This is a genomic window from Stenotrophomonas sp. CASM114, from assembly GCF_049384325.1.
GTDB classification, from domain to species: Bacteria; Pseudomonadota; Gammaproteobacteria; order Xanthomonadales; family Xanthomonadaceae; genus Stenotrophomonas; species Stenotrophomonas muris.
Map to the genome: position 1 here is coordinate 58845 of NZ_JBMRGJ010000005.1, position 18493 is coordinate 77337.

An 18493-nucleotide genomic window follows, 5' to 3' on the forward strand; every position below is an offset into this window, starting at 1 on the left:
GGGCCCATGAACACTGCCTCTGACATCGACTACGCCCGTTACGACCACATCCGCCCGATCCTGTGGACCGGCGATGCCCTGCAACTGCTGGACCAGCGCAAGCTGCCGTTCGTGGTCGAGCACGTGGTCTGCCATGACAGCGACGAGGTTGCCAGCGCGATCCACGCATTGACCGTGCGTGGCGCGCCGGCGATCGGCATTGCCGCTGCCTGGGGTGTCGTGCTGGCTGCACGCGAGGTGCAGGCCGCCGATGGTGCGCACGCCCTGCAGCAGCTGGAACCGGCCCTGCAGCGCCTCAATGCATCGCGCCCGACTGCGGTCAACCTGGCCTGGGCGCTGGCGCGCATGCGCCGTTGCCTGAACGCCGCCGGCGCCGACTGGAAGGCGTTGCTGGAATCGGAAGCGCAGGCCATCGCCGAGGAAGACCTGGCCGCCAACCGCCACATGGGTGCACTGGGCGCGGGCCTGATCGAGGCTGGCAGCGGCGTGCTGACCCACTGCAATACCGGCTCGCTGGCCACTGCGGGGTTCGGTACCGCGCTGGGCGTGATCCGCGCCGGCATGGCCCAGCACCGCATCGCCCGCGTGTTCGCCGGCGAAACCCGGCCGTGGCTGCAGGGGGCACGCCTGACCGTGTGGGAACTGCAGCAGGACGGCATCGATGCCACCCTGATCGCCGATTCGGCTGCCTCGCACCTGATGAAGACCGGCGCCGTGCAATGGGTGATCGTGGGCGCGGACCGCATCTGCGCCAATGGCGATACCGCCAACAAGATCGGCACCTACCAGCTGGCCATCGCCGCCCGCCACCACGGCGTCAAGTTCATGGTGGTCGCACCGTCCTCGACCGTGGACATGGAGACCGTGGACGGCAGCCAGATCGAGATCGAGCAGCGCGACCCGGGTGAGCTGTACGGCGTGGGGGGTACCCGTACCGTCGCCGAGGGCATTGCTGCCTGGAACCCGGTGTTCGACGTCACCCCGGGTGAGCTGATCGACGCCATCGTGACCGAGCGCGGGGTCATCCTGAACCCGACCGCCGGGAACATGCGCACCGCCTTCGGCGGCTGAGGCGGGCAGGAAGGTCCCGGGGTCGGATCCCTTTTCGCAGGAAAGGGCTCTGACCCCAGGCAGGCCTCATCCACGCACGGCGCGGATCTACTGATTTCGCGCAGCCGAGCATGGGCTCGGCTCTACAGGGGCGGTATGGGGCCCTAAGTTCCTGATTTGTGCCGGTAAAATCCCCGTAAAGGGAGGCGGAAAACGGCCTGTTGTGGTAGTATCCACAGGTTGAATCGAGGTTCCGGCGCGACCCCCTCCCGCAGAGGGCTGCGCCGGACTGGACCGCTACCAGACAACGGAACCCGAATGGCAGAAACCGCCAAGGAAATCATCCAGGTCAACCTGGAAGACGAGATGCGCAAGAGCTACCTCGATTACGCCATGAGCGTGATCGTGGGCCGCGCGCTGCCGGATGCGCGCGACGGCCTCAAGCCGGTGCATCGCCGCGTGCTGTACGCGATGAACGAACTCAACGCGCACAGCAACAAGCCCTACTTCAAGTCGGCGCGTATCGTCGGTGACGTCATCGGTAAGTACCACCCGCATGGCGATCAGTCGGTGTACGACACGCTGGTGCGCCTGGCACAGCCGTTCTCGCTGCGCTACATGCTGGTCGACGGCCAGGGTAACTTCGGTTCGATCGACGGCGACTCCGCTGCAGCAATGCGATACACCGAGGCGCGCATGTCGCGCCTGGCGCATGAGCTGATGGCGGACATCGACAAGGAAACCGTCGATTTCCAGCCCAACTACGATGAGAAGGAACTGGAGCCGACGGTCATGCCGACCCGGTTCCCGAACCTGCTGGTCAATGGTTCGGCTGGCATCGCGGTGGGCATGGCGACCAACATTCCGCCGCACAACCTGAGCGAATCGATCAACGCCTGCATCGCGCTGATCGACAACCCGGACATCGATGTCGACGGCCTGATGGAATACATCCCGGGCCCGGATTTCCCGACTGCCGGCATCATCAACGGCACTGCCGGCATCGTCGCCGGCTACCGCACCGGCCGTGGCCGCGTGCGCATCCGTGCCAAGGCCGATATCGAAGTGGCCGACAACGGCCGCGAATCGATCATCGTCACTGAAATTCCTTACCAGGTGAACAAGGCGCGTCTGATCGAGAAGATCGCCGAGCTGGTCAAGGAAAAGAAGATCGAAGGCATCAGCGAGCTGCGCGATGAGTCCGACAAGGATGGCATGCGCATCTACATCGAGATCAAGCGCGGTGAATCTGCCGAGGTTGTGCTGAACAACCTGTACCAGCAGACGCAGATGGAATCGGTGTTCGGCATCAACATGGTGGCGCTGGTCGATGGCCGCCCGCAGTTGATGAACCTCAAGCAGATGCTGGAGGCGTTCGTCCGCCACCGTCGCGAAGTGGTCACCCGCCGCACCGTGTTCGAGCTGCGCAAGGCGCGCGCCCGTGCCCACGTGCTGGAAGGCCTGACCGTTGCGTTGGCCAACATCGACGAGATGATCGAACTGATCAAGACCTCGCCGAACCCGAACGAAGCCCGCGAGCGCATGCTGGCCCGCGTGTGGGAGCCGGGCCTGGTCGGTGCGATGCTGGGTGCGGCCGGTGCCGAGGCCTCCCGTCCGGAAGACCTGCCCAAGGGCGTGGGCCTGATCGAGGGCGGCTACCAGCTGACCGAGATCCAGGCCACCCAGATCCTGGAAATGCGGCTGCACCGCCTGACCGGGCTGGAGCAGGACCGCCTGACCGACGAGTACAAGCAGCTGCTGGAAGTGATCGCCGGGCTGATCCACATCCTGGAAGATCCCGACCGCCTGCTGCAGGTGATCCGCGAGGAGCTGGTCAACGTCAAGGCCGAATTCGGCGACGAACGTCGTACCGAAATCCGCCACAGCGAAGAGGACCTGGACATCCTCGACCTGATCGCGCCGGAAGACGTGGTGGTTACCGTGTCGCATGCCGGTTACGTGAAGCGGCAGCCGGTGAGCGTGTACCGCGCACAGCGCCGTGGTGGCCGTGGCCGCAGCGCGGCGGCGACCAAGGAAGAGGATTTCATCGAACAGCTGTGGCTGGTCAACACGCACGACACGCTGCTGACCTTCACCAGCTCGGGCAAGGTGTTCTGGCTGCCGGTCTACCAGCTGCCCGAAGCCGGTTCCAACGCCCGCGGCCGTCCGATCATCAACTGGATCCCGCTGGAGCCGGGCGAACGCGTGCAGGCCGTGCTGCCGGTGCGCGAGTACGCCGATGGCCAGTTCGTGTTCTTCGCCACGAAGAACGGTACGGTCAAGAAGACCCCGCTGAGCGAGTTCGCCTTCCGCCTGGCCCGCGGCAAGATCGCGATCAACCTGGACGAGGGCGATGCGCTGGTCGGCGTCGGCTTGACCGACGGCCAGCGCGACATCCTGCTGTTCGCCTCCAACGGCAAGACCGTGCGCTTCGGTGAAGACAAGGTCCGCTCGATGGGCCGTACCGCCACCGGCGTGCGCGGCATCAAGATGCCGGCCGGCGAGGAAGTGGTCAGCCTGATCGTGGCCGAAAGTGCCGGTGGCAGCGAGGACGAGAACGAGGACGACAGCGGTGTCGAGGAAGCCGCTGCCAATGGCGACGCGGTGATCGACGGCGCCGACGACGCCAGCGTTCAGTACATCCTTACCGCCACCGAGAACGGCTACGGCAAGCGCACCCCGCTGCCGGACTACCCGCGCAAGGGCCGTGGTACGCAGGGCGTGATCGGCATCCAGACCACCGAGCGCAACGGCAAGCTGGTCGCCGCAGTGCTGATGGGCTCCAGCGACGAAGTCCTGCTGATCTCCGATGGTGGCACCCTGGTGCGTACGCGTGGCTCGGAAATCAGCCGCGTCGGCCGCAACACCCAGGGCGTGACCCTGATCCGCCTGTCCAAGGACGAGAAGCTGCAGGCGGTGGAGCGCATGGATGCCTCGATCGACGAGGACGAGGATGAGGTGGCAGTGCCTGCCCCGGCCCCGGCCGCGACCACGACCGATGGCGCCCCGGCGGCTTCCAGCAGCGAGGACGCCGCACAGGAGTGATCCTGCCGCAAGGTTGAGCTACGCGACGACGCCGGCCCTGTGCCGGCGTCGTCGTATCCGGATGCCGCACATACGCGCGCGCTTCACGTCGGCGGTGGGATAACGGCGCATGCTGCCCCCGGAGATCGACGATGTCCGCCACGCCGCCGTCCGCTCCTGCTCCCGTCCGCGCCTCCCGGCATCCTCTCGTTACCGTGCTGTCGCTGCTGCTGGTCCTGCTCGGCCTGGTCATCGGCGGGCTCGGCGCGTGGTTGCTCAGCCTGGGCGGCTCGGCGTACTACGCCATCGCCGGGGCCGGCCTGCTGGCCAGTGGCCTCCTGTTGTTCGGCAATCGCCGCAGCGGCGCGCTGCTGTATGCGCTGGTATTCGCCGGTACGCTGTTGTGGACCTGGTGGGAGTCGGGCAGCGACTACTGGCGCTGGGTACCGCGGCTCGGCCTGGTGACTGCGCTTGGCATCGTGCTGGCGCTGCTGGCGCCCACCCTCCACCAACCGGTTTCCAGGCGCCTGTCGCGCAGCGTGGCCGGCGTGCTGATGCTGGTGTTCGTCGCTGCCTTCGGATTGGCGTTCGCGCCGCACGGCGAAGTGGACGGGCACCAGCCGTTCCCGGAAGGCGCGGCCAGCGTCGGGCTGGAACCGACCCGCGACACCACCGGCCTGCAGCCGGCCGACCAGCCTGCCGAAGGGGACTGGCCGGCGTGGGGGCGCAGCAATGCCGCCACCCGCTATTCGCCGCTGCAGCAGATCACCCCGGCCAACGTGGCCACGCTGCAGCTGGCCTGGCAGTTCCGCACCGGCGATATGCCGAAGAAGCGCTGGGGTGCGGAAACCACGCCACTGAAGATCGGCGACCGTCTGTACCTGTGCACCGCCCGCAACCGCCTGATCGCACTGGATGCGGCCAGCGGCAAGGAAGTGTGGCGGTTCGATCCGAAGGTAAAGGACGCTTCGATTCCATACACCGCCGCCTGCCGTGGCGTGAGTTATTACGAGCAACCGGCCACGCCGATCCTCGCCGATGCCGCATTGGCCGATGCCGCTGCTGATCTGGCGTTGCCGGAACCGCCGCCCAGTGCCACCCGCAGCGCTGCACCGGGCAGTCGTCCGGCATGCTGGGCGCGCATCATCGAGGGCACGCTGGACGGGCGCATCATCGCGGTGGATGCCGACAGTGGCCGCCCCTGTGCGAATTTCGGCAACAACGGCCAGGTCGACATCACTCTGGGCATGGGCGAGGTGCCACCGGGCTATGTGTCGATCACCTCGCCACCGGCCATCGTGCGCGGGGTGATCGTCACCGGCCACCAGGTGCTGGATGGTCAGCGCCGCGACGCGCCATCGGGGGTGATCCAGGCCTACGATGCGATCACCGGCAAGCTGCGCTGGGCGTGGGACATGGACCAGCCCGAACGCAGCGGCCTGCCGCCGCATGAGCAGACCTACACGCGCGGCACGCCGAACATGTGGACCACCGCGACCGGTGATGAGGCGCTGGGGCTGGTCTATCTGCCGCTGGGCAATTCCGCTGGCGATTACTGGAGTGGCTCACGCACGGAAAACCAGAACCGCTATGCGACGTCGCTGGTGGCGATCGATGTGGCCACCGGCAAGCCGGCCTGGCATTTCCAGGCGGTGCGCAAGGATGTGTGGGACTACGACCTGGGTTCGCAGGCCAGCCTGATCGATTACCCGACGGCGGCTGGCAAGGTGCCGGCGCTCCTGCTGCCGACCAAGCAGGGTGATCTCTACATCCTTGACCGCCGCAACGGCCAGCTGCTGACCGCCGCCGAAGAGCGCAGGGTGCCGGTCGGCGGTGTCGAACCGGAACAACGCTCACCCACGCAGCTGTTCTCGCTGTATCACACGCTGCGCCGGCAGCATGACCTGACCGAGCGCGACATGTGGGGCATCACCCCGGTCGACCAGCTGATCTGCCGCATCCAGTTCCGCAAGGCGTACTACGAAGGCTTCTACACCCCGCCGAGCAGTGATCGCCATTCCATCGAATATCCCGGCTACAACGGCGGTTCGGATTGGGGAAGTGTGTCCATCGATACACGCCGCGGCGTGATCGTGGCCAACTACAACGACATGCCCAACTACAACCGGCTGGTGCCACGCGCCGAGGCCGACAGGCTGGGCTGGCTGCCACGCGAGAAGGTCCGGTTCGACAAGGGCGGCGCCGAAGGCGCGGGCGACCCACAGGTGGGCACGCCCTACGCCATCCAGGTAAACGCCGGTTGGCGCCTGCCGTTCACTGGTCTGCTGTGCAAGCAGCCACCCTATGGCGGCATCCGGGCCATCGACCTGCGCACCGGCAAGCTGCTGTGGGACCGTCCGTTCGGCAGTGCGCGCGGCAACGGACCATTCGGCATCCGTTCCGGCCTGCCCATCGAGATCGGCACGCCGAACAATGGCGGTTCGGTAGTCACCGCCAGCGGCCTGATCTTCATCGCCGCCGCCACCGACGACCTGCTGCGCGCCATCGACCTGAAGACCGGCAAGGAGCTGTGGCATGCCAAGCTGCCCGCGGGTGGCCAGGCCAATCCGATGGTGTACGCGCAGGGCGGGCGCCAGTACGTGGTGATCATGGCTGGCGGCCACCATTTCATGGAAACCCCGAACGGCGATTACGTGATGGCCTACGCGCTGCCGAAATAGCGCTGCCGGCCTGAATGCGACCTGCGGGCTGTGACCGCTGTCGCTGAAGTTGCGCTGGCGACCGGGCAGCATCCATCATCGGAACAGGACGGGGCCGGCCAACGCCCCCAGGGAAGGAAACGCATGCTGAACTCCGAACGCCTGCCGGGGCGTGCCACCCGGCTGCTGGCAGGACTGCTTCTGCTTGGCCCTTGCCTGTGGGCAAGCGCGCAGGCGTCGCCCCAGCCCGCCGCACGCAAGGTGCCCAGCGGTGCCGAACTGATCGCAGGCGATGCGCGCTCTCTGAGCCCCGCTCATGCGCCTTGCATGGCGGCCGCAGGCACCGCGCTGGACGCCCGTCGCCGTTGTGCCGACGCTGAACTCAAGGTGCACGACGATGCACTCAATGCCGCCTACAGCGCGGCGCGCTCCACACTGACCGCCAGTGATCAGCAGGTGCTGCGCGATCTGCAGCGGCAATGGCTGCGCCAGCGCGACAACCGGTGCCCGGAAGGCAGCACGGCCGTTGCCCAGCTGGATTCACAGCAGTGCCGCACGCACATGACCCTGCTGCGTGCCCGCCAGTTGCAGGGCGGCGGTGCGGCGGCGCTGGTGGCGGAAGCCAAGGCGGCCCCGGCGCCGGCGCAGGCCGCTGTGCATGCCGCCGATGCCGCGCCCGACAAGCAGGGCAGGATCGTCCTGCGGCCCGGCGAGGGCAGGCTCACACCGGCACTGCAGGTGGTCTTCCAGGTGACCGATTGCAGCGGCACCGACAACGTGACGACCTGCCAGGTGCGGAGCATGGGCGTGACCCGTGGTGGGCGCAACGTCGTGGTCACGGACGTGCAGCCGCGCCTGACCCGCGCCGGCACCGGTGCCCAGGGTGCGACCGCCGTGCTGCTGACCGTTTCGGATTTCAATGGTGATGGCGTGCCGGACCTGCAGGTGTGGCAGGACAACAGCGGTGTCTACAACGTTCCGGTGCATGCGTTCTACCTGTTCGATGCCAAGCGCAACCGCTATGTGCGTGCCAAGGCGTTGGAAGCGGCCATCGGTGGGCGCGACATCGACCATATCGACAATGGGCGGTTCGTGCTGCGCGCGAAGGTCAGCCCGTGCGAGCGCGAGGACAAGGTCATCCAGCTGCGCGGAACCGACACGCGCACGCTGCTGCAGCGCCGCTATGACACCTGCAGGGGCGAGGCCCCGACTGAACCGGACCTGCTGAAGTAGGTCTTCCCCCGACGAATGGATGCGTTCCGGAACTGGAGAGCTGAAGGATGAGCGAAGGCTATGGAAAAGGTGGGTCGGGCTTCGGCCTGACCCGGGACCAGTCGGTCGAGATGATCGTGCGTACCTGCATCGACAACGGCATTACCGACCATCGGCAGATTGCCTATGTGCTGGCCACGGCGCAGCACGAATCGCGTGATTTCGCCGCGCCGGAGGAAGACTGGGGCAGGAAGCAGGCGGTGGACCTGCGCTACTTCGGCGGCGAGGAGTATTTCGGCCGGGGCTTTGCCCACCTCACCCACGTCAACAACTACGAGCGGCTGGGCGAGGCGCTGGGGATGGGCCGCGAGCTGGTCGAGCATCCGGAACGGGCTGCCCGGGCAGACATCGCCACCAAGGTGCTGGTGGTGGGGATGCGCGACGGCCTGTTCGGTGCGCGGCTGTCCGACAACGTCAACGCCAACCATGCCGACTACCGGCAGGCGCGGGCCTCGGTCAATGGCGGTGAGCTGAACAACGGCAGTCCCTATCCAGACGCCATCGCCGCACGGGCCACTGAATGGGAATCCCAGGTTGCCGGCGTGGTCCAGCGTGTGCAGCAACCAGGCTTCCAGATGCCGGTGCCGACCCCCCAGGCGCCCGGCGGGGCGATGGACCTGCACCGGGGTGACGCCAACCAGCACGTGCTGGAAGCGCAGCAGTACCTGCAGCGCTTGGACGTCCGCAACAACGCCAATGCCGCGATCAAGCCCGACGGTGATTTCGGCGCCTCCACCGAGCAGGCCGTGCGCCGCTTCCAGACCGAGCGGGGTATCAGCCCGGCCAATGGCCGCATCGACGCTGCGCTGCTGGAACGCATGCGCAGCGACACGCTGGCGGTCGATCCGGACTTCAGGCGCCGGACGGTGACCGACCTGACCGGCCCGCTGGCCGACGGCAACCTGGGCCCCGGTGAGAAGGGCGAGCCGGTGTTCGAAATGCGCCGGCAGCTGGAGGCGTTGGGGTACCTGACCGAACCGAACCCACGTGCCGAGCGCGATGCGCGCACGTTTGATGCCGGCATGCAGGCGGCCATGCGCAACTTCCAGCAGGACTATGGCCTGCCGCTGCGCCCCGGCGGCGTCATCGACACGGATGCGCGCCGGCAGTTGAACGATGCCGCCGTCGCTCGCGAGCATGCGCCGACCACCGAGTTCGACCGCGCGGAGAACTGGCCGCCGCAGCGTCCGCCCTATACGCGGGCGGAGTTCCAGCCGGAGCAGGTGCAGGCGCGGCAGCAGGCAGCGGCGAATGCACCGGTCGCTGGTCCGGCCGCGCCGGAGCCCGCACCGCAGCCCAATGGCATGGAATCGCTGTCGCCCAGGGACGCCGCGCTGTTCGAGCGCATCCGCCAGGGGGTACCTGGCACCATCGGCGACGAGCACGTCATGCAGGCAGTGCTGGAGTCCAAGCGCAACGGCATCGATGATGCCGCGCGCGTCGACCGGGTGATGATGGCCGGAGATCGCCTGTGGGTTGCCGGGTTGATTCCCGGTGAGCGCGCCAGTGTGGATACGGCACAACCCGCGCGCTCGATGGAGGAAACGGTGAATGATCTGGCCGGTGACAACCGGCAGCGCGAGCACCAGCTCACCCTCGAAAGCCGCCAGCATGAGAACCGCGGGCCTTCAATGGCCTGAGCCTGCGGCAGCGACGTGCCCGCAGTGGGTCCGTCGCTGCCGGCAGGGTGTTTACAGCGTCACCACCACTTTGCCGATCTGTTCGTTCGATTCCAGGTAGCGGTGGGCGTCCTGGATCTGTGCGAAGGGGAACACCTTCGCGATCTTCGGCGCCAGCGTGCCCTTGTCCAGGCCATCGACGATGAACGCCTTGGCACGTGCCAGCGCGGCATCGTCGGAGACGATTTCCGAGTACAGGTAGCCCTTCAGCGTCAGCGACTTGCCCAGCACGTTGAACAACGGGAACGGGGTGGGTTCGCTGCTCAGCGCGCCGTATTCCAGCAGGATGCCGCCACGGGCCATTGCCTCGGTCAGCGGCACGAACTGCGGGCCACCGATCGGGTCGAACACCACGCGGGCGCCGGCACCGCCGGTGATGCGCGCCACCTCGGCTGCCAGGTCCTGTTCCTGGGTGGCGATGACATGGGCGGCACCGGCATCGAGCAAGGCCTGGCGCTTGCCCGGGCCACGGGTCACCGCAATCGGCGTGGCACCCACTGCATTGGCGATCTGGATCGCGGCCAGGCCGACGCTGCTGCTGGCAGCGGTGATGATGACGGAATCCCCGGCGGCCAGCTGCGCCTGCTCCAACAGTGCGCCCCAGGCGGTGACGTACTGCATCCACACTGCAGCCGCCGTTTCGAAGCCCAGCGCCTGCGGGTGCTTGACCACCAGTCGTGCCGGCACGTTGGCCAGCTCGCCGTAGGTGCCCCAGCGGGCGATGTCCAGCGGCGGCACCACGCTCACCGCATCGCCAGCAGTGAATCCGCTCACCGCACTGCCGACCGCCTCGACCATGCCGGCCGCTTCATAGCCCAGCCGGCTGGGGAACTGCGCCTCCTGCAGATAGGCGCCGTTGCGGAACATCACCTCGGCACGGTTCAGGCCGATGGCCTTGACCCGGATCTGGACCTCCTCGGCGGCGGGGGCGGGAACATCGATGTCGTCGATGCGCAGCACATCGGCGCTGCCATATTCGTGGATGCGGACAACCTGGCTCATGGGGGGCTCCTGGGCAAGGCCGGCGCTGGGGCCGGCGGAAAGGTGGAGGCTAGTGTGCGCGTGGCCTGCCTCCAGGATAAGGGGTAATCTGGCGTTTAATTGAAAACCAATTGTTTGCAATGGACCTGATCGCTCCCCTGCGGACCTTCGTCAAAGTGGCCGAGGTTGGCTCCTTCACCGCTGCCGCCGACGCGCTGGACCTGTCGCCGCAGCTGGTCGGCAAACACGTGCAGTCGCTGGAACAACACCTGGGCGTGCGCCTGCTCAACCGCACCACGCGCAAGCAGAGCCTGACCGACTTCGGCCAGGCCTATCTGGCCCGTGCGCGGGTGATCCTGGAGGAGGTGGAAGGCGCCGAGCAGCTGGCCGAAGTGGCGCGCGGGCGGCCGATGGGGCGCCTGCGCGTCAGCGCACCGGTCACCTTCGGCGTGCATGCACTGGGACCGGCGGTGGTGGCCTACCTGCAGCAGTACCCGGACGTGCAGGTTGATCTGAACCTGTCCAACAGCCTGGTGGACATCGTCGAGGACGGCTTTGATCTTGTGTTCCGCACCGGTGATCTGGCCGACAGTGGGCTGGTGGCGCGACGGCTGGGGCCGTATCCGCTGGTGCTGTGTGCATCGCCGGCGTACCTCGCATCGCGCCCGGCCATTGTCCATCCGGCCGATCTGAGTCGGCACGAGTGCCTGGGCTTCGCGCATTCGATCATCCGCACGCGCTGGAGCTTCCGCGATGCTGACGGCAGCGTGCTGAGCGTGCCGGTGTCCAGCCGCTTCATGGTCAACCAGGCCGAGCCGCTGCTGACCGCGGCAGTCGGTGGGCTGGGGTTGATCCTGCAGCCCCATGAAATGCTTGCCGCCGCGCTGGCGCGTGGTGAACTGGTGGAAGTGCTGCCGGACTACGTGCCGGTGTCGACGTGGATCAACCTGGTGTACCCGCGCGACCGCCAGCTGACGCCCAAGCTGCGCAGTTTCCTGGACTTCTGCGTGGCACGCTTCAGCGAGCAGACGATGGCACGGCGATAGCACGGCATCGGTTGGCATTCCTGTGACTGCCTGCGAAGGATCGCCCAGAGACGATTGGCCGGTTGCCGCTGCGTAGCGCGCGCTTGCTGCTGGGGCTGGCGGCATTGCTGTTCGCCGCCAAGGTGATTGCGCAGCAGACGCCTGCGCAGGCGCTGGCCGCATGGGAAGCGCAGGGGCGTGCGGATGGCCTGGCGCGACCGGATATCGAATGCCAGGATTTCCTGCAGGCGATGGGCCGGAAGCCTGCGGGACTGGAATACAGCGGCTGCAGCCAGGACGACGCGTCCTGCATCAAACCCATGCAGGCCCACTACCGCGTTCCAGGTACCCAGGCAGTGAAGGTGGAAGCCTATCTGCGCGAGACCCTTTGGCATGCCTGCATTGCGCTACGCCTGTTGCGGCTGGAGCAATGGCGCGCCGTACTACTGGCGCGACGGCCCGGATGCGGTGAGGTACCAGATCGGCATGGGCGTGGAATCGCTGCCGCATGAGCGGGGCGATTGGCATCGCATCGAGGCGTTCATCGTCACGGCTGAGGTGCTGCGGCAGGGTCCCTGGCGTGGATGCAGCGGGCGGTTCCATGATCTAGGATGCGCCCAGGGATACCCGCAAAGGAACTGCCATGAAGGCTGTTGGATGCCTGCTGCTCTGCAAAGTACTGGCCTGTTCGGTGCTGATGACGCTTTGGGCTGTTCCGGCAGTGGGCGCCCCCTCCAGCGTGCGTGCACATCCGCGTGCGCAGGACGCCATCGGTGACTGGCTTGCGGCCTTCAATGCGGGCAGCCTCGAGGGGTTGCAGGCATTCGCCGATAGATACGCGAAGAAGCAAGGCAGCGGTCCCAAGGACTATCTCGAGTTCCGCGAAAGCACAGGCCCCTTGCGCGTACTCGAATCAACCGAGAGTGCACCCGGCCAAGCGAAGCTGCTGGTGATGGGCCAGATGAACGAACGCGCGATGTGGGTGACCGCCGTCATGGACCCGGCCAATCCGTCGCACCTGATGCAGTTCCAGATCGAGGGCACTGAAACGCCGGACAAGCACAAGCCGGCACGGGTTGCATTGCCTGCCCTGATGGCCGACGTCACAGCAAGGCTGGAGGCGCTGCGGGCACAGGACGCGCTGTCGGGCGCGTTGCAGGTGGCACAGAATGGGAAGATGCTGCTGGACTGGCGCGGTGGTGATGCCGATCGCAGCACTGGAATTGCAGTGGGCGTGGAGACGCAGTTCCGCCTTGCGTCCTCCAACAAGATGTTCACCGCCGTGGCCATCCTGCAGCTGGTGCAGGATGGCAGGCTCAGTCTCGATGACACGATCGGCAAGCACTTGCCGGACTATCCGAACAAGGCTGTCGCCAGCAGCGTGACCGTGCGCGAGTTGCTGTCACACACCAGTGGCCTGGGGGACTTCTTTGGCGATGGTTTCGAACAGTATTCCGCGTCCCTGAAGACGCTGGATGACTACGTGCAGCGGTTCGCCAGGGATGCGCCGCAGTTCACGCCCGGCAGCCAGGACAGCTACTCCAACTATGGCTTCATCGTATTGGGACGCATCATCGAGGCGGTATCGGGGCAGTCGTACTACGCATATGTGGAGGAGCACATCCTGCACCCGGTGGGCATGACCGGCACCGGTTTCGAGCCGGAAACAGCGAGCGTTCCAAAGCGTGCCGTCGCTTACACGAAGCACAATGGGCAATGGGTCCGTGAAACGAAGTCGCTGCCCTGGCGCGGCATGTCGGCCGGTGGTGGCTACAGCACAGTGGCCGATATGGTGAAATTCGCCGAGGCACTGCAAGGCGGGAAGCTGGTTTCACCTGCATTGCTGCAGCAGGCCACCACGGCGCAGAACCACAAGGGCTGGTATGGCTTTGGTTTCGTGGTTCAGGGCGAGGGCAGGGAGCATCAGTACGGCCACGAAGGCGGTGCGCCCGGATCGAACAGTGCCATCGTGGTGCTGCCGGCGCAGGGCTACGTGATCGTTGGCCTGGCCAATGTCGATCCGGATGCGATCGGTAATGTGGTCAACTACATCGCGCGAAGGTTGCCACTGTGAACGCGGCAGGTGCCGTTCATTCCGGTACCCGCACCATCTTCGTCATCAAGTGTTCCACCACACCCGCCGGGTCCGCAGTGCGGCCGACATGCGTGCTCGACATCTGCACAACCGAGCTGCGCTTGGCGGTGAGGAAATGAAAGCGGGCGCGCGCGGGCAGCTTTGCGATGGGTCCGGCGCTGGCGTCGCCACGGCAGATGGCCACGATTGCATCCAGCCATGGCTGCAGCGCGTCCTGGTCCAGCGCCGGCGCGAAGGCACGCAGGCGCTCAGGATCGATTTCGATGGCCGCCTCCAGATGGCGCGCGCCAGGGCAGGAGACGATCACCCCGACGTTGATGAATTCCTCGCGTTCCACCCGCGGCACGACGCGGATGACCGCATAGTCATACGTGTGCAGCGTGGGCACGGATGGCCTCCTGCACGAACACTGCACGCACTTTCAGGCGGTGCTTGAGATAGTCGATATAGCCCTGGCGATAGGCCTGTGGGCTGTCGAACGCCGGTTCGTCCACCAGCCAGCTGTCCGGCACCAGGCCAACGATGCGCTCGATTTCGGCATCGGTCAGGCACGCAGCCAGTTCTGCGTCCACCTCGGCAATGCGGCTGGCGAACGACAGCAGCACGTGGTCGCGGATCAGCACGAACGGCTTCTCGCAGGCATCGCCGGCGCTGGCCCAGTCGTGGTGGAAGTACATGGCCGCACCGTGGTCGATCAGGTACAGCTTGCGATGCCATACCATCAGGTTGGGGTTGCGGGTGGTGCGATCGACGTTGCTGGTGAATGCGTCGAACCAGACGATGCGCGAGGCCAGCTCGGCATCCACCGGCATCGCGGCCGGGTCGTAATTGATTGCACCGGGCAGATAGTCCAGGCCCAGGTTCAGGCCCTCGCTGGCGCGGATCAGCTCCTGGATTTCCGGGTCGGGCTCGGTGCGGGCGAACTCGCGGTCCAGTTCGACGAACAGGATTTCCGGAATCGGCAGGCCCAGCGTGCGTGCCATCTCGCCGGCGATCAGCTCGGCGATCAACGCCTTCGGGCCTTGGCCGGCTCCACGGAATTTCAGCACGGCCATGCCGTCGTCGTCGGTCTCGACCACGGCGGGCAGGGAGCCGCCTTCCCGTAACGGGGTGATGTAGCGGAGGGCATGTACGGTGCGCATGGACGCATTCTAGCGTCCTGCCAGGGCAGGCGTGCCGCAGCAGAGCGGGGCGCCAGCTTAATGAACGGGTACCGCGCGAACCGCTTGTTGCAGGTCGCCTGCAATCTTCACTTGTTCCTTCCGCGTGGAGTGGCAGCATTCGTTCCAACGGAGCAACGCACCCGCGTGTGACCTTCAACAGGAGGCGCTCATGCCGCTACAGTGCAGCTGTCACGCTTCACCGTGTATGCAACGCAACGCGTGGTGTTGATCTTGACCTGACACGGTCACGCCATCGGCGCAGATGGCCATCCGCCGCAGTTCCAGCCAAGTTCCAGACACCTTTCACCCATCGCACCCCCGCGTTGCCCGGTCGGGCCTGCGATCCAGCTACTTGCGCCCCGAGAGAGATTCCCGCGTTGCCGTCGACGCTGGCAGCGTGGGACCGCCGAACCCACGCTATCCCCACAGGCTTTGGAGGTGCACCGATGAACGACGAATTCAATGCCATGCTGCCCCCACTGGATGATGCCAAGGCCGAGGAAATGATCGGCAAGGTCGTGCTGGTGGGTGTCACCCGCTATGGTGGCGACGGCCAAGTGCAGGGTCTGGAGCAGTACGCGGGCACCGTGCTGCGCATCAGCGCCGACGAAGGCGTGGTGCTGGCCGACGAAGACGATGGCCATGAGCGCTACCTGCCGCCCATGCTCGACCAGTACCAGCGGGCCGAGCCAGGCGAATACCGCATGCGGAACAGTGGCATGATCGTGGTCGACCCCGATTACCTGACCGCCTGGGACCTGCACGCCCAGCAGTGACGACAGACCACGCCTGGCAGATGCCGGTCCATCGCCGGCCTCTCCGGGCGTGTCCCACTTTGCCCCATCCGGCCTCTAGCCCTTCCGGCCCATTCACCCCATCCCCTGCGGTGCTAGATTCGGGTCCATGCCCGATTCCGGGTACCCATTCACACCCAGGGGATAAGGATGCTGATCCGTCGAACCTCTCTGGCGGCGGCTGTTGCCGTTGCCACCGTCGGCCTGTTGGCCGCTGGCCCGGCCTTGGCCGACTACGCCAAGCCGCCGGAACACCTGCTCAAGGTGCTGAAGGCACCGCCACCGCCGGCGCCGAACGTGGCCCCGGGCGGCCAGCGTCTGCTGCTGACCACCGCGCAGACCTACCCCTCGATCAGCCGCGTGGCCCAGCCCTACCTGAAGCTGGCCGGCGTGCGGCTGGAGCCGAAGAACCGCAGCCGCCATGACACCCCGGGTGGCTACGGCATTCCGGCCTGCGTGGCCGACTTCACCCTGGTCGACATCGGCAGTGGCAAGGAGACCAAGGTCAACCTGCCGCAGGGCTGTGCCACCGGCGCGCTGTGGTCGGCCGATGGCAGCCATTTCGCCTTCCAGAATGCGGTCGATACCAGCGTGCAGCTGTGGGTGGGCGATGCGGCCACCGGGCAGGTGAAGCAGGTGCCGAACGTGCAGTTGAACCCCATCTTCGGCAACACCGTGCAGTGGCTGGGCGGCAGCCAGAACTTGCTGGTGAAGCTGGTCCCGGCCAACCAGGGCCCGGCGCCGTCCAACGGTGGCGTGCCGACCGGCCCGGATGCGCAGGAGTCGCTGGGCAGCAGTGGCGAGAGCAGCACCTATGAGGCCCGCGACACGCTGACCAGCGTGCACGACGAAAAGCTGTTCGCTTACTACGGTGCCTCGCAGTTGGCCGTGGTAGATACCGCCGCAGGCAGCGTGCGCCCGGTCGGGCAGCCGGCACTGTTCAACGAAGTCAGCGCCGCGCCCGATGGCGTGCACGTGCTGACTGAATCGATCAAGGCACCGTATTCGCACGCGGTGACCTACCAGCGTTTCGCCAACGACGTGGCCGTGCTGGATATCAGCAGTGGCCGCAGCACGCCGATCGCCAGCCTGCCGCTGGCCGACCGCGTGCCGGTGCACGGCGTGCCGGAAGGCCCGCGCGGTTTCGACTGGCGCGCCACCGATCCGGCTACCCTGGTCTACGCCGAAGCGCTGGACAAGGGCGACTGGAAGGTCAACGTGCCGCATCGCGATCGCGTGCTGATGCTGAAGGCGCCGTTCAACGGCAAGCCGACCGAAATCACCCGCACCGCGCAGCGCTTCGAAGGCTTCGCGTGGACCGCCGATCCGGCCGTGGCCTTCCAGTACGAGAACGACGAGAATCGTCACTGGATGCAGACCCGCATCGTGGATGTGGACCAGCCGAAGAAGGAAGGCCGCCTGCTGTGGGACATGTCCAGCGATGAGCTGTACGGCAACCCTGGCAATCTGGTCTTCACCCGCCTGCCGAATGGCGCGCAGGTGGTGCGCCGTGAGGGCAACCATGTGTTCCTCAGCGGCCGCGGTGCCTCGCCGCAGGGCGACCGTCCGTTCCTCGACCGCCTCGACCTGGCCACGTTGAAGAGCGAGCGCCTGTTCCGCAGCAGTGCAGACGCCTACGAACAGTTCCTCGGTTTCAGCAACACGCCGGGCCGCTACCTGACATGGCATCAGTCGGTGATCGATCCGCCGAATGCCTTCGTCCGCCAGCAGGGTGAGGCGGTGGCTGATGCGAAGGCCGGCGAGGCGCAGTTCGCGTCCACCGCGACCGCACTGACCAAGCTGGTCGACCCGACACCGGAAGTGCGCCAGATCAAGAAGCAGCTGGTGACCTACAAGCGCGCCGACGGCGTGGACCTGTCGTTCACCCTGTACACGCCGCCGGGCTACAAGGAAGGCCAGCGCGTGCCGGCGATCCTGTACGCCTATCCGGCCGACTTCGCCAACGCCGCGCAGGCGGGGCAGGTGTCCGGTTCGCAGCAGACCTTCACCCGCCTGCAGCCGTACCGCCTGATGCTGCTGGCCGGCTACGCGATCATCGACAACGCCTCGTTCCCGATCGTGGGCGATCCGAAGAACGCCTACGACACCTACCTGGAGCAGCTGGAAGCCGACGCCAAGGCGGCGGTGGACAAGGCCGTGGACATGGGCGTGGTTGACCGCAACCGCATCGGCGTGACCGGCCACAGCCACGGCGGCCTGATGACCGCCAACCTGATCGCGCACACCAGGTTGTTCAAGGCCGGTGTGGCGACCAGCGGTTCGTACAACAAGACCTTTACCCCGTTCGGCTTCCAGAACGAGCGTCGCTCGGTGTGGCAGGCGCAGGACGTGTACCTGAAGGCCTCGCCGTTCTTCTATGCCGACAAGATCAAGCTGCCGCTGCTGCTGGTCCACGGCGAGGACGACGCCAACCCGGGCACCGAGCCGTTCCAGTCGCGCAAGCTGTACCAGGCGATCCGCGGCAACGGCGGCACCACCCGGCTGGTGATGCTGCCGAACGAGCCGCACTGGTACACCGCGCTGGAATCGAACGAACAGTTGGTGGCGGAAATGCTGAACTGGTTCGATACCTACGTGAAGAACGCCAAGTAGCGTCGAGCTTGCTCGACTGCTTTGCACAAGGCCGCCTTCGGGCGGCCTTTTTTTACAATCAGCGAAGCTAGGGGCGCTAATTCAGCTGTTGAGCTTGCGTACTGCGTGCTAAAGTTTTTCGTTGGGCTGTCGATACG

The 18493-nt window shown here is 66.4% G+C and carries 13 protein-coding genes; 10 read left to right on the top strand and 3 right to left on the bottom strand.

Annotated elements, in window-relative coordinates; genetic code table 11:
- The first annotated feature begins 6 nt into the window (after positions 1–6).
- From mtnA to VG566_RS07400, 5 genes are all read left to right on the top strand, one after another.
- Positions 7–1071, top strand: coding sequence for an S-methyl-5-thioribose-1-phosphate isomerase (gene mtnA / locus VG566_RS07380; protein ID WP_014647652.1), 1065 nt, complete (start codon positions 7–9; stop codon positions 1069–1071).
- 297 nt (positions 1072–1368) lie between these two features.
- A complete protein-coding gene (gene gyrA / locus VG566_RS07385) occupies positions 1369–4095 on the top strand; it encodes a DNA gyrase subunit A (protein ID WP_069118334.1) in 2727 nt (908 codons plus the stop codon).
- Positions 4096–4226: 131 nt separating this feature from the next.
- Positions 4227–6755, top strand: coding sequence for a membrane-bound PQQ-dependent dehydrogenase, glucose/quinate/shikimate family (locus tag VG566_RS07390; protein WP_069118332.1), 2529 nt, complete (start codon positions 4227–4229; stop codon positions 6753–6755).
- A 123-nt stretch (positions 6756–6878) separates the two neighbouring features.
- The gene (locus VG566_RS07395) at positions 6879–7967 is read left to right on the top strand and encodes a lysozyme inhibitor LprI family protein (protein ID WP_197561905.1); all 1089 of its coding nucleotides are present in this window, start codon (positions 6879–6881) and stop codon (positions 7965–7967) included.
- 47 nt (positions 7968–8014) lie between these two features.
- Entirely contained in the window at positions 8015–9646 is a 1632-nt protein-coding gene (locus VG566_RS07400; protein WP_241884562.1) for a peptidoglycan-binding protein, read from the top strand.
- 51 nt (positions 9647–9697) lie between these two features.
- On the opposite strand, the gene VG566_RS07405 is transcribed toward VG566_RS07400, so the two are convergent.
- On the bottom strand, positions 9698–10687 hold the full coding sequence (locus VG566_RS07405) for a zinc-dependent alcohol dehydrogenase family protein (RefSeq protein WP_197606226.1): 990 nt from the start codon (positions 10685–10687) through the stop codon (positions 9698–9700).
- 119 nt (positions 10688–10806) lie between these two features.
- Here VG566_RS07405 and VG566_RS07410 point away from each other — a divergent pair, with 119 nt between their 5' ends.
- The 3 genes from VG566_RS07410 (at position 10807) to VG566_RS07420 (ending at position 13765) form a co-directional block, all read left to right on the top strand.
- Positions 10807–11712, top strand: coding sequence for a LysR family transcriptional regulator (locus VG566_RS07410; RefSeq protein ID WP_164166434.1), 906 nt, complete (start codon positions 10807–10809; stop codon positions 11710–11712).
- Between the two features lie 62 nt (positions 11713–11774).
- Entirely contained in the window at positions 11775–12203 is a 429-nt protein-coding gene (locus VG566_RS07415; protein WP_232503915.1) for a DUF4952 domain-containing protein, read from the top strand.
- Positions 12204–12334: 131 nt separating this feature from the next.
- Complete coding sequence (locus tag VG566_RS07420; RefSeq protein ID WP_241884561.1) at positions 12335–13765, top strand: serine hydrolase domain-containing protein; 1431 nt, start codon at positions 12335–12337, stop codon at positions 13763–13765.
- A 16-nt stretch (positions 13766–13781) separates the two neighbouring features.
- Here VG566_RS07420 and VG566_RS07425 read toward each other — a convergent pair whose 3' ends face one another.
- A complete protein-coding gene (locus VG566_RS07425; protein WP_014647643.1) occupies positions 13782–14174 on the bottom strand; it encodes a DUF3037 domain-containing protein in 393 nt (130 codons plus the stop codon).
- Positions 14152–14928 carry a HipA family kinase gene (locus VG566_RS07430; protein WP_046431494.1) on the bottom strand — a complete coding sequence of 259 codons (777 nt, stop codon included), beginning with the start codon at positions 14926–14928 and terminating at the stop codon, positions 14152–14154. Before VG566_RS07430 ends, VG566_RS07425 begins: the two co-directional genes overlap by 23 nt.
- 467 nt (positions 14929–15395) lie before the next feature.
- Here VG566_RS07430 and VG566_RS07435 point away from each other — a divergent pair, with 467 nt between their 5' ends.
- Both VG566_RS07435 and VG566_RS07440 read left to right on the top strand, forming a co-directional pair.
- Positions 15396–15725, top strand: coding sequence for a hypothetical protein (locus VG566_RS07435; RefSeq protein WP_014647641.1), 330 nt, complete (start codon positions 15396–15398; stop codon positions 15723–15725).
- A 168-nt stretch (positions 15726–15893) separates the two neighbouring features.
- Complete coding sequence (locus VG566_RS07440) at positions 15894–18356, top strand: prolyl oligopeptidase family serine peptidase (protein WP_241884560.1); 2463 nt, start codon at positions 15894–15896, stop codon at positions 18354–18356.
- Positions 18357–18493: the final 137 nt, after the last annotated feature.